Source organism: Photobacterium sp. DA100 (assembly GCF_029223585.1).
Taxonomy (GTDB): domain Bacteria; phylum Pseudomonadota; class Gammaproteobacteria; order Enterobacterales; family Vibrionaceae; genus Photobacterium.
This window is the reverse complement of sequence record NZ_CP119423.1, coordinates 2,392,349-2,404,789: the sequence shown is the minus strand read 5'-3', so window position 1 is coordinate 2,404,789 and position 12,441 is coordinate 2,392,349. Positions and strand designations below refer to the sequence as shown.

General features: G+C 45.5%; 10 protein-coding genes. 7 read left to right on the top strand and 3 right to left on the bottom strand.

Going from position 1 to position 12,441, the window contains the following annotated elements; all coding sequences use genetic code 11:
* Nucleotides 1–56: 56 nt before the first annotated feature.
* Genes PTW35_RS11060 through PTW35_RS11050 form a run of 3 tightly spaced genes read right to left on the bottom strand, consistent with a single transcriptional unit; the run spans nucleotide 57 to nucleotide 3,324 of the window.
* Nucleotides 57–1,493 (bottom strand): lactate racemase domain-containing protein, encoded by a 1,437-nt coding sequence (locus tag PTW35_RS11060; RefSeq protein ID WP_281025035.1) that lies wholly within the window; start codon nucleotides 1,491–1,493, stop codon nucleotides 57–59.
* Nucleotides 1,494–1,541: 48 nt separating this feature from the next.
* Nucleotides 1,542–2,417, bottom strand: a complete 876-nt coding sequence (locus tag PTW35_RS11055; RefSeq protein ID WP_281025034.1) for a class II fructose-bisphosphate aldolase — start codon at nucleotides 2,415–2,417, stop codon at nucleotides 1,542–1,544.
* Between the two features lie 16 nt (nucleotides 2,418–2,433).
* Entirely contained in the window at nucleotides 2,434–3,324 is an 891-nt protein-coding gene (locus tag PTW35_RS11050) for a PfkB family carbohydrate kinase (RefSeq protein WP_281025033.1), read from the bottom strand.
* Between the two features lie 360 nt (nucleotides 3,325–3,684).
* On the opposite strand from PTW35_RS11050, the gene PTW35_RS11045 reads away from it, so the two are divergent.
* The 7 genes from PTW35_RS11045 (at nucleotide 3,685) to PTW35_RS11015 (ending at nucleotide 12,400) form a co-directional block, all read left to right on the top strand.
* Nucleotides 3,685–4,707, top strand: coding sequence for a TRAP transporter substrate-binding protein (locus tag PTW35_RS11045; protein WP_281025032.1), 1,023 nt, complete (start codon nucleotides 3,685–3,687; stop codon nucleotides 4,705–4,707).
* A 55-nt stretch (nucleotides 4,708–4,762) separates the two neighbouring features.
* Nucleotides 4,763–5,281: a TRAP transporter small permease gene (locus PTW35_RS11040; RefSeq protein ID WP_281025031.1), complete on the top strand. Its 519-nt coding sequence runs from the start codon at nucleotides 4,763–4,765 to the stop codon at nucleotides 5,279–5,281.
* 3 nt (nucleotides 5,282–5,284) lie between these two features.
* Nucleotides 5,285–6,562: a TRAP transporter large permease gene (locus PTW35_RS11035; protein WP_281025030.1), complete on the top strand. Its 1,278-nt coding sequence runs from the start codon at nucleotides 5,285–5,287 to the stop codon at nucleotides 6,560–6,562.
* 23 nt (nucleotides 6,563–6,585) lie between these two features.
* Nucleotides 6,586–7,557: a mannose-6-phosphate isomerase, class I gene (manA, locus tag PTW35_RS11030; RefSeq protein WP_281025029.1), complete on the top strand. Its 972-nt coding sequence runs from the start codon at nucleotides 6,586–6,588 to the stop codon at nucleotides 7,555–7,557.
* A gap of 208 nt (nucleotides 7,558–7,765) precedes the next feature.
* A complete protein-coding gene (locus tag PTW35_RS11025) occupies nucleotides 7,766–9,046 on the top strand; it encodes a glucose-6-phosphate isomerase (RefSeq protein WP_281025028.1) in 1,281 nt (426 codons plus the stop codon).
* A 343-nt stretch (nucleotides 9,047–9,389) separates the two neighbouring features.
* The gene (locus tag PTW35_RS11020) at nucleotides 9,390–10,862 is read left to right on the top strand and encodes a sulfatase-like hydrolase/transferase (protein ID WP_281025027.1); all 1,473 of its coding nucleotides are present in this window, start codon (nucleotides 9,390–9,392) and stop codon (nucleotides 10,860–10,862) included.
* 116 nt (nucleotides 10,863–10,978) lie between these two features.
* Nucleotides 10,979–12,400, top strand: coding sequence for a glycoside-pentoside-hexuronide (GPH):cation symporter (locus PTW35_RS11015; protein WP_281025026.1), 1,422 nt, complete (start codon nucleotides 10,979–10,981; stop codon nucleotides 12,398–12,400).
* Nucleotides 12,401–12,441 lie beyond the last annotated feature (41 nt).

Sequence of the window (12,441 nt, the reverse complement as noted above, 5' to 3'; positions counted from 1 at the left end):
TGGTAAAAAGGCCACCGCCTAAACGGTGGCAAACTCAGGAAAATATCTATTACGGTTTATTGGTCTTCCTTGCTTCCCAGATGCATCGCGGCCCGGGTAAATGCCTGTGGTAGGGCAAGGATATTTGGGTTGGTGCCGGTGTAGCGGACGGCGTCGGCCAAAGCCTCCTCGAACGTTGCACGGGTTTTCATTCCCATCTGACGGGCCAGTCCTGGCTCTTGAGCTCCGACGATATAAACGGCTTTAGTGTTCATCTCGGCAATATGGCCGCATGATGTCATGGAGAAACCGTGGAAAGGGTGATAGCCATAGTTGAAACGGTATTGCTTGATCATCTCTTCATCACGGGCGATATATTCAATATGCTTGTTGATATCGACTAAAGTGTTGCAGTAATCGGTCTGGAATAGCTCAAACAGCTTGCGGTATGAAGGGAACTCTTCATCATGGAAATAGCCGTTGCACAGCGAAGAACAAATCACTACGCAGTTGTCAGACATGACCCGCTTGTGACGGATGATTTGCGCCCCGATAGCTTGCATCATCAGTACCGGGTTGGTGCCGTGGCCGTTACCGTAATGGAAGTTCTGCGGCATACCGAACACCATGATGTCATACTTTTTTTCTGCCCAGTTTGCATAAGTACGCTTGTCGGCATCAGCAAAGCAATAGGGCTGGATGTCTTCACACCCGCCAGTATAGACAGAAATTTGTTGGGAAAATGTATTCAGTACCGCATCACAGGTAAAGAACTTCTTGCCCATGCATTTTTCCATGTGCTTGCCAATTTGGTCGAATTTCTGGCGCATCAGGCTTTTGCTGGAGACCGGGGTGAAGTCCTCGCGGTGCATCACCCGTGGAATGTGGTGAGAGGCGATACATTCCCAGTTGGTAATACCGGTGGCGCAGTGTTTGTAACCTCCCGAGTAACCACCATAAGGGTTGCCCAGCGTATGGCCGATCATGACAGCCAAATCCGCCTCAAACACGGTTTTATTCATCACAACTTTATCGCCGTGCTCATTCCGGCCAAGATCAACCAGGTTGTCCCAGTCTTCACTGTCGTGGTTTACGACCTGTCCTTCCCAGTAGAAGGCGTTGAATACCTCATCGCCAAGAATTTCACGAAGTTCTTTCTCTGTATTCTTACGGTGTAGGCCGTTACTGCAAATCAGGGTGATATCTTTTTTCTCAACACCAGCTTTGCGGCATTCTTCCAAGATAATTGGAATAGAAATCCTGCGGTGGGCTGTGTCATGGCAGCCACCCTTAACACGGTCTGGGAAAACAATGGCAACTTTCGAGCCTGCTTTGACCTGTTCGCTAATAGGTGGCATGCCGATCGGATTTAAAATGGAGTCACGGGTGGCGGATATTGGGTCAACCAGAGACTCTGGGTCTTTAACTGTTTCGCCCGGAATAAATACATCGGCTGAATCAGGAAGTTGGGCTGCCATAAAACCCGGGCCATATTCGAATTGGATAGTTTTCATATTTTCCTCAGTCTCAAATCTTTAATTGTTGGTATATTTATCCGGTGGTTATTTGGCTTGGCCACTACTGCCAAAGACTTGCATAATACGTGCGGCATGCTGCTTGGTGGCTTCAATAGAGCAAAGAATGATGTCGTGGTAGTAGGCTTCTTCTTTGCTGTTCAGCATGGTTTGAACCTGCTTGCCCACATCATGTGACATATTGGTGAAGTAGTTGATTTTGGATACACCGCAAGCAATGGCATCACGGTAGACGCTGTCATCAAGCCCTGAACCACCATGCATCACGAGTGGCACTTCAACGCTATTGCTGATATCACGCAAGCGCTCGAAATCGAGTTTTGGTTCGCCATGGTAAAGGCCGTGGGCGGTACCAAATGCAACCGCAAGGGCGTCTAGCCCTGTTGCGCCGTTGGCGAAAGCCTCGGCTTCTTGAGGTTTGGTAAGCTGATCTTCAGTTTGTTCTGTTGCGGCCTGTAGTTCTTCTTCATCACCGGTTTCGGTATTGCCGACTTTGCCAATCTCAGCCTCGACGGAAGCTCCGTAATAGCTGGCAAAACGGATAACGTCTTGGGTATTTTTCAGGTTTTCTTCAAAAGGCAGCGCAGAGCCGTCGTACATAACAGATGAGAAACCAAGGCGAAGAGCGCGGATACATGTTTCAACATCCTTTCCATGGTCTAGGTGAAGGACAACCGGTACTGAGGCTTCTTGTGCCATTTTTACCATAGTCGGAGCGATCAGCTCCGGTGGTGTAAGGCGGAATTGGCCTTGTCCCAAATTAATAATAATGGGGGACTTTTCTTGCTCCGCTGCTGCGATTAATCCGCGTAAAAGATTAAAATCAACCGCATTAAAACTACCGACGGCATATTTATTTTCTTTTGCATGGGCTAATACATCTTTTAATGTTACAAGAGCCATAAATAAATCCTTTGTATTAATTTGATTTAATAAATTGAATAACTTGTTCGTAATTTGGAATACCAGCACGGCCTCCAGGCTTGGTACACTTCAAAGCAGCAACTGCGTTGGCGAAGTTAACGGCATTTTCCCCACTTAATTTGTTGGCGATAGCGAAAGCCAACGCCCCATGAAAAACATCGCCGGCTCCGGTGGTGTCAATGACATCGACACTGTAGCCAGGGACATGTTTGACGGTGCCATCTTCAATCCAGTAGCAACCATGCTCACCATTGGTGACGTAGACGGTGCCTGTCGTTTTTTGTTGGGCTACCTGTAAGGCTTTGTTGATAGTTGTTTCGCCAGTCATTTGGCAAAGGGCTGGGTAGGAAAAGGCGATATCTGTACCCAGTTTGACCAGTTTTTCCATGGTCTCGCCACCAAGATCGGCATCGATAACCGATGGTATGCCTTTATGGTTGGCGAGGTTTAGTAACTTTTCCGCACCTTCTCCCCACGTGCAGTCACACAATATACAATCCACACCATCAAGGAAATCAGCTGTGATCCAATCACTGTTAACGGGTAGCAAGGGATCACGATGAACGGTAATTTGGCGTTCGCCTGCAGGGTCAACATGTACGACAGCATTACTGGAGCTAAGGTCGTCAAATTGCTTTAGCAATGAAGTGTCGACCCCCCATTTTTTTAGATCTTTTGTAATGGCATCGCCGACATTGTCATTGCCCAATCGTGCCAATAAAGATACTTCAGCACCAAGTGTTGCAATAGCCACTGCTGCGGTTGCAGCTACACCCCCACCAATTTCATGGTATGTCGTCGAGAAGTATTTTGTTGCTTTAGACGGGATTTCATCGACATTAAAAATGCGATCCCATGTGGCGTTGCCGATACATAAAATTTTCAACACTAGTTCCTCACAAAGTTAATTGTTTGGAAGCCAGGAAAGCTCAAACCAGTGAGGATATTTTCATATGAAATTCATTATTTGATCAATACCTCACTTTTCAAAAAGGTGATCAATCTCAATATAAATATATAATATCCCATTTAATCAATTACTTATTCTTTTTTGGTTAATGTTGAAGATCACAAAAATGAAGTGACTTAGATCACACTAATTATTAATGTGATCTGGGTCTCTATAATGTGTTGAGGTAAGCGATAAATTAAAAAACAGGGAAGCCAGTGATAATAAAACTCACCGTAAAGTGAGTTGTTCAAACCATAACTATTAGTAAATCCAATAACGTGAAAGGGAAAACATATGAAGAGGTCTATTACTGTTCTTGCAGCGGCATTAACAATGGCAATAACTTCCACATCAGCTTTTGCGAAAAGCACCCATTTGACCATTGCTAATACCACGCAAGCCAATACCCCAATGTCCCAGACAATGATTGCTTTCCAAGAAAGGGCGCAAGAATTATCTGATGGGGCGATTACAGTTCAGACAAGTTTTGGTGGTGCTTTGGGTAATGATACCCAGTTATTGCAAAAAGCGCAGATTGGTAGCCAGGTACATGCTGCACAGACTTCAGGTGCCAACCTGGGGACTGTGGTTGATGCATTCAAGGCGTTTGATGTGCCGTTTTTGCTAGACGGCCCAGAGCAGAGTATCCAGTTGCTTTACCAAGACGGTAAGCTAGGTGGTGACGTCGCTGATAAGCTGCAAGCTTTCCTTGGCGAAAAGAACCTGCGCCTGCTTTATGCTACACCGTTTGAGTTCCGCGGTGTTCTGACCAATGGTAAGACCGTTCGCACTATGGATGATGTGAGTGGCATGAAGTTTCGTGTGACACCTAACCCTGTAGAGCGCGGTATTGTAGAGAGCTGGGGGGCTGCGGGTACGACGATGGGGATCTCTGAGGTCTACACCTCTTTGCAAACAGGAATTGTTGATGGCCTTGCTATCCCGCCGGTGACTGCACAGGCTTTTGCTTTGAATGAAGTGGCGAAGGTGTTCAATAACCTGAACTTCCAAGCTCACCCTACATTTGTCGTTATTAATAAGCGCTACTGGGATCGTTTGTCTCAAGAGCAACAAGATATTCTTCAGCAGGCTGCGGATGAAGCGGTTATGAACACCAAACAAATCCATTACGATGCGATTGAAGGCGCCTTTGCTTCTTTTGCTGCTAATGGCGCAACAGTGATCCAGCCAACCGATGAAGAGCTCAATTCATTCCGCCGAGCAGCCATTGAAGCTGCCGAGCCTTTGGCAACCCGTGGCCTAAGTGATGACGAACTCGAATTTATCAATATGATTAAAACGGCTGCAGCGCAGTAATTCTACTCAAAAGTCACCTGTATCGCCGTGCAGGTGACGTTTTGTTGAGGTAATTATGTTACTGACTTTATTAAAAAAGATTGACCAGCATTTTGAAGAGTTTTTCTGTGCCCTAATGCTTGGTTACATTGCGGTATCACTGAATATAGAAGTCCTAAACCGTTACGTGTTTATGTCGCCATCAGCATTTACCGATGAGATAGCAAGGATGTTGATGCTGTTTATTGTTTTTCTGGGGGTTCCCTGGGCGGTAAAGTTAAATAGACATATCATCATAGACCTATGGCCCCAAAATATATCAGCAAAGAAGAAGCTTATTTTAGATGTTATCTCCAAAGTCTTATTTTTACTCTTTGCCTATTTATTTACCAAGGCTGCATTAGAGGCCGTAGAGTTTCATAAGATGCTAGGAACCAAAACCGAAGCCCTTGGCTTTGAATATTGGATTCAACTTTCCATGTTGCCGTTTGCATTTGGTTTAACCTGCGTACGTATTATTCAAAAAATTATTTCCTCGGTGTTGGAATACAGACACGCTGGAAATACCGACCTAGCACTTCACGAGGAGGTGTAAATAATGACCACAGTACATGTTCTATTGCTCATTCTGGGTTTTATCGCGATGGTGATGGTCAGGGTTCCGGTGGCCATTGCTATTGGTATTGTTCTAATTATTTATAACAAAATCCTTGGCCTTGAAGTCTTTGAAATGGCACTGGATACCTTCCAGTCCATCGATAGCTTCCCGCTACTGGCTATTCCGATGTTCGTGTTGGCTGGGACAATAATGGCGACTGGCGGGGTTGCACAGCGTATCCTGGATTTATCCGACGAGTTTTTCGGTCATATGTATGGTGGTCTGGCGATTGTCACCATTATGACCAGTGTAATATTCGGTGGACTGTCGGGCTCTGCACCGGCAACGGTAGCCGCGGTCGGTAGCATCACTATCCCAGCGATGATTAAACAGGGTTACCATCCTGGATTTGCCGCTGGTGTTGCTGCCTGTTCAGGCGTTATCGCCATTATTATTCCACCGAGCAACCCGATGATTATCTATTCGCTCACCCAGTACGCGACATCGGTGTCGGATATGTTTCTCGCCGGTATTGTTCCTGGGTTGCTGCTGGCCATTGGAATGGCTGTGCCGGCATGGTGGATCTCACGCCTTAATGGTTGGGGGGCGCATCGTGAAAAAGGGACATTCAAAACTAAGATAGCAGCATTCAAGCACGCCCGCTGGGCCATCTTGACGCCAGTAATTATATTAGGTGGTATTTATTCAGGTATTTTCACCCCAACAGAATCAGCTGCTGTTGCATGCTTTTACTCATACATCATCGGGGTGTTTGTCCACAAGGACCTCAAAATTCGCGATACCTTCAAGGTGCTGTCGACAGCGGCCATGATCACCGTTGTGGCAATGTTCCTCATGACCTTTGCAACGGCCTTCGGCAAGGTGCTGACGTCACAGGATGTGCCTGCCATTATTGCCGGTATGATGTCTGATAATGTCAGTACCATGCTGATGACATTGTTGATGATTAATCTGTTCTTGCTGTTCGTTGGCTGTTTTATGGATACGCTGGCGGCAATCATTATCCTGACTCCGCTGCTTTATCCGCTGCTCCAACAGTTCGGAATGGGGGTTTATCAATTCGGTATCATGATGATCATCAACTTAGGGATAGGTTTTGTAACCCCTCCATTTGGCGGCAACCTGTTCATTGCCAACCAGTTGAGTAATACCTCTGTACCTCAAGTATTCAAAGGGGCCTTCCCTCTGGTTATGGGGATGTTGGTTTCCTTGCTGTTGATCACCTTCGTACCGTTCTTCTCAACAATGTGGCTGTGATGACTATGGGGATCTATTCAATTTTGGGAAAACCACGGCATTACGCATGGGGAGGGGAGAGCTTTATTCCCTCCCTTATCGGGCGGGATAACCCCGGTAACAAGCCTTTTGCTGAATGGTGGTTGGGAGCACATCCCGATGATAGTTCTTTGGTGGTCGTGGATGGCAACCACCAATCCCTGCTTGACTGGCTGAAAATACACAACGAGGTTCAGGATGAAGAAGAGCGGCAGGGAGAGTTTCCACTGCCATTTTTGATGAAAATCCTCGATGTTGAGCATATGTTGGCCATACAGGTCCATCCGACAAAGGCGCAAGCCGAAGAAGGCTTTATCCGGCAAGATAAGCTGGGCATAGGACGAACGGCGCCCGAGCGGACATACCGAGATCGCAATGACAAGCCAGAAATGATGGTGGCATTGACTCCCTGTTGGCTTGCTCATGGCTTCGCTACGAGGGCAACAATTATCAGCCGTTTTGCTCTTTATGCCACATTCAATCAGTTATCAGATCAAATGCAACTATTTGGTATTGAGGCTGCGTTTGAGCGTTTGATGAAAATGCCTCAGTGCCAGGTGAACGAGTTACTTGGCGAAGTGGTTGATATTCATCGTTACCCCTATTCGCGTTGTGAGTTGAACCAACAATTACCTGAATATTGGGTCTGTCGCGCGGTATTAGATCAACGAAGTGGTTACGATCGCGGTTTACTCGCTATGTTGATGATGAATATTGTCCATATACCGGTTGGACAGGGGATATACCAAGGTGCAGGTGTCCCCCATGCTTACCTTGCTGGGCAGAATATCGAGATTATGTCGAATTCAGATAACGTAGTACGTATCGGGCCCACCAAACTGCATGTTGATCTCGATGAGGCCCTGCGGCTAATTGATTACCAGGAAGTGGTACCAAAGATCTTGCACCCAGAAGGTGGGCAAGAAAGTATTCGTCAATATTCACATGGTGGAACGGCAGCATTTCGTTTGCAGTAACTTTATGTCGAAGGGCAGTCCAAAAGCACTCAATATCACTTTCCTTTCTTAAGTATGGTTTTTGTTGCCCGCGGAACTTTGACTGTATCCATAGAAAATAATGTCAAACACTACTGTCAGGGTGAGACTTTCATCATACCTGCCAATACCAATGTTTTATTAAGCTCTGCAGATTGTGTGGGGTATATTGCAAGTTATGGAGCAAAAAATGCTAACAATTAATACTGAATTTCTAAACCAAGCAGTTAAAGCTCATGAGTATATTCAATTGGCTCCTTATGCTAAATTGGCCCACCATCAACTGGTAACTGGGGAGGGGGTGGGGAGTGATTTCCATGGTTGGATTCGCCTGCCCGAAACCATTGACTTGGAAGAAGTTGCTGATATCAAACAAAGAGCTGAAGACATTCAGCAACAGTTTGATGCCTTTGTCTGTATCGGTATCGGGGGGTCTTATTTAGGCCATAAAGCCATCCTGGAAGCACTTCAACCCGCTGTAGGTAAAGAAGAAAAAACCGAGATTCTATTTACGGCCCATAACTTGAGCTCTCGCTACCTCGATGAGGTCATGACATATCTGGCAGACAAAAATTACTGCATTAATGTTATTGCTAAAGAAGGTATTGCATTGGAAACCGCGGTGACGTTCAGAATTTTACGGGCTGAGCTGGAGCGTCGCTTTGGCAAGGAAGGGGCGCGGGAGCGTATCATTGTTACAACGGATAAATACCGAGGCCCGCTAAAAGATATCGTCGCAGAACAAGGGTATCCAATGTACCACCTGCCGCATGAGGTTGGTGGGCGCTTTTCAGTTTTCACGCCGGTTGGCCTATTGCCGCTGGCGGTTGCCGGTATTGATATTGATGCATTGCTGGCCGGCGCCAAGCAAATGATGACAGTGTGCGAGTCCGATGATATTGAGGCTAACCCGTCACTCAAATATGCGATTACCCGTAATATCATGACTCAAAAAGGCAAAGAGATAGAGCTGTTTGTGAATTACGAACCTTATATGGTGTTTTTTTCCGAGTGGCTAAAGCAGCTGTTTGGTGAAAGTGATGGTAAGGATGGCAAAGGCCTGTTCCCCGCCAGTGCGCTTTACTCGACGGATTTGCATTCACTGGGGCAATGGGTACAGGAAGGCCGCCGCAACTTATTTGAAACAGTGCTGAGCGTGAATGACAAACCTGTAGATGTGCCGGTTCCAAGCCTTGAAGAAGATTTGGATAATCTGGGCTTCCTCGCAGGGTCATCCCTCAATCATATTCAGGCTTCGATTAAGCAGGCCAGCATGGTGGCCCACTCTGATGGTGGTGTCCCCAACCTTGAAATTGCCATTGCAAAGTTGGATGAATTCCATCTTGGTGGATTGATGTACTTCTTTATGATGAGTGTGTCTATTGGCGGTTATATGGCAGGGGTGAATCCATTTGATCAAAATGGTGTTGACCAATATAAATCGGAAATGATGAAAATACTGAAGGGTTAATTATTTCATATTTGGTATTTTGCTAAAAAGAGCCGACATTTTGTCGGCTTTTTTTATTTCTGTATGAGCGGTAAATAGAAATACAAGTGTTCGTCTTGGGAAAAAATGTGTGTGAAATCAAATTTTGACTGAGGTTGGTGTTACGGAAATTAATAATAATATTACTGGCTCGACTTTTAAATTATATCGATCACAAATTAGGGGCGTGGTAATTCTCGTGGGATACCAAATAAGGTATATTCTAAATATGGAATTTGAGGTTTGATTACATATTTGGAATTGGCAATTTAAGCCCTTACATTTTTGGCAATTCGTCATTGATCAGAGAATTAAAGGAATCCCTATGCGTGTGCTGTACCTTGATCTTGATACCCTTCGTCCCGACCACCTAGGTTGTTATGGATACCAACGAAACACCTCCCCGAATATCGATAAAATCGCGGCTCAAGGTGTTAGGTTCAATAACTACTATGCATCTGATGCACCCTGTGCCCCATCACGCACGGCCATGATGACAGGCATGCAGGGGATCCATAACGGTGCTGTCAGTCATGGTGGCACCGCAGGCGATATTCGGGCCCAGGGGGCAAGCCGACAATTTAAGAGTTATGTCGAGCACAATGCATTGCCAACCTTGTTTAGACAGAACAACATGCGGACGGTGTTAGTCAGCCCATTCCCGGAGCGTCATTCATTGTTTCATTATTATGCCGGTTTTACAGAAATGTATAACACCGGTGGCTCCGGTCATGAGTCGGCAGAGGAAGTGACACCGACAGTGCTTGACTGGATTGATCGAAATGGTGATGAGGATAATTGGTATCTGCACATTAACTATTGGGATGCACATACTCCATATCGCGCACCAGAAGAGTTTGGGAATCCATTCAAGGATGCTCCTCTGCCTGATTGGATGACTGAAGAAAAGATGGCTGAATTTTGGAAAAAAGCGGGGCCACACTCAGCACAAGATTTTAATATGTGGGACAACAATACTTATGACCAATATCCCCGCCAGCCAGGTGAAATCGAGGGAATAGCGGGTTTTCGCCACATGATTGATGGTTATGATTGCGGTATCCGATACATGGATCAGCATATTGGACAGATTTTTGCAGCACTCGAAGCCAAAGGGGTGATGGATGATTTGATCATAGTGATCAGTTCCGATCATGGTGAAAAGCTGGGTGAGCTTGGTTTGTTCGGTGAGCATGCCACGGCGGATAATATTACCTGTCGGGTGCCGTTTATTGTTCGTTGGCCGGGAATGCAGGCTGGTATTGAAAATAATGCATTACACTACAATATTGATTGGGCTCCGACTCTGGCTGAATTGATGGGTAAAGATCCACTTCCTCTGTGGACTGGAAAGAGCTTTGCATCAGCGATTACTGAAGGTGCGGAAGATGGTCATGAATTTTTGGTGTTGAGTCAATGCGCTCATGTCTGTCAACGTAGTGTCCGTCATGGTGATTACATTTATATCCGCACTTACCATGATGGCCTGCACCTATTTCCACAAGAGATGTTGTTCAATATTAAAAATGATCCACACCAACAATACAACCTAGTGCAGGAACTGCCTGATATTGTCAAAGCAATGGCTTATCAGTACCTGCAGTGGCATGACCACATGATGGCGAATCAGCCGTTTGGTAGTACCGAGGACCCGATGCGAGTCGTGATGCAGGAAGGCGGCCCGCATCATGCAAAATGTGAAGATATCTCTGCATACTTCAAACGCTTGGAGGAAACGGGGCGTGGCGATAAAGTAGAAAAAATAAAAAAAAGGCACCCTGGAATAAATAATAAGTAATTAATAAGTTTAATTATTTATCACCTTTGAATTGGTATGCCATAATGACTGGGCTGATAACTCTTGCCCAGTTGAAAATAAATATATAATAACGTGAAACCTGGAGGTTAATTATTATGACCGTAGCCAAATCAGCGGTAGAGCCCGCTATTACCAATCGACCCAGAAATAAATTTCTTGCAACGCTATCAAAAAAAGAATTATTCGCCTACGGCATGGGTGGTGTTGGCTCTAATTTGATGTTCCATTTCATCGGAACGTTTTTGATGTTTTTCCTGACGGACATGTATGGAATTGATCCATTGACTGTCGGTAAAATTTTCCTGGTCACCCGCTTGATCGATGCCGTGACTGATCCGTTATTTGGTATGATTTCAGATGCAACCCGAACAAAAATGGGACGCTACAGGCCATATTTGATCTTCGGGGCGCCAGTGCTTGGTTTGACTATAGCTGCGCTATTTTGGGCCCCAGAGTTGTCAGTAACCTCGAAAGTAGTGTTTGCGTATGTTGCTTACATTACCTATTCTCTGGCACAAACGGTTATCAATGTCCCATACCACGCCCTCACGCCGGTGATGACCACCAATTACCATGAAAGAACAACGGTGGTTGCGATGAAGCAGGGACTCGGTATTTTGGCGACCTTTGTGGCAACGGCGCTGCCTCTCATCATGGTTGACTGGTTCGGTGGAGGAATCTCGGGTTGGCGTGCAACGGGAATCATTTTTGGCGTCTTGGTCACAGTTAATTTTTGGATTTGTGCATATGGTGCCAAAAAGCGCGATACGCTGGAAAATGCCAAGCAAATTGCAACTCAAAAAATCACTCCTAACCAAGTATATAAAACAGTTAAATCCAACAAGCCGTTAATAGCATTGGTAACTGCGCATGCGACTAATATATTCGGTTTTGCGATGGAGACGTCCATTGCGATTTATTTCTTCAAATATTACATGATGAATGAAGCACTGTTTCCAATGCTTAAGGGGGTAGGGAGTTTTATACCATTTATTATGGTGGCATCACTACCTTTGCTCGGGCGTATTTTTTCAAAGAAAGGGATGTTTCTTGGCGGAAGCTGGGCTGGGTTGCTAATTTGTGTCTTTTGTTACTTCACTGCCGACTTGTTACCAGTGTGGCTAATGTTCAGTCTGCTAGTGGCTTCAATGGCATGTAATGTTTTCGCTGGAAACCTAACCTGGGTGTTGATCCCAGATTGTGTGGAATACGGTGAATATAAAACCGGTAATAATGCGAATGCACTAACAACAGCGATAATGACCTTTGTAGCAAAATGTAGCAGTGCGATGGCAGGTTTGTTGACGGGCTATGCACTGGCATCGGTTAATTACACACCCAATGAAATCCAACCTGATGATGTGCTAAATACCATACTTATCTTGAAATTCCTGACGGTTGCGTTTGCCCATGCCTGCTCAATTATTGCTATGCGTTGGTATTACATTACACCTGACTTGTTTGAAAAAATAACGGCTGAGCTGAAAATACGACGAGCAGCCAAGACACAAGACTAACGCCATATTGTTGCTGTAATAGGGTGCCTGTTGCGGCGACA

Coding starts and splice junctions, on each gene's coding strand:
- PTW35_RS11040 (WP_281025031.1), top strand. CDS start 4,763: ATGTTACTGACTTTATTAAAAAAGATTGACCAGCATTTTGAAGAGTTT.
- PTW35_RS11045 (WP_281025032.1), top strand. CDS start 3,685: ATGAAGAGGTCTATTACTGTTCTTGCAGCGGCATTAACAATGGCAATA.
- PTW35_RS11025 (WP_281025028.1), top strand. CDS start 7,766: ATGCTAACAATTAATACTGAATTTCTAAACCAAGCAGTTAAAGCTCAT.
- PTW35_RS11055 (WP_281025034.1), bottom strand. CDS start 2,417: ATGGCTCTTGTAACATTAAAAGATGTATTAGCCCATGCAAAAGAAAAT.
- PTW35_RS11015 (WP_281025026.1), top strand. CDS start 10,979: ATGACCGTAGCCAAATCAGCGGTAGAGCCCGCTATTACCAATCGACCC.
- PTW35_RS11020 (WP_281025027.1), top strand. CDS start 9,390: ATGCGTGTGCTGTACCTTGATCTTGATACCCTTCGTCCCGACCACCTA.
- PTW35_RS11060 (WP_281025035.1), bottom strand. CDS start 1,493: ATGAAAACTATCCAATTCGAATATGGCCCGGGTTTTATGGCAGCCCAA.
- PTW35_RS11035 (WP_281025030.1), top strand. CDS start 5,285: ATGACCACAGTACATGTTCTATTGCTCATTCTGGGTTTTATCGCGATG.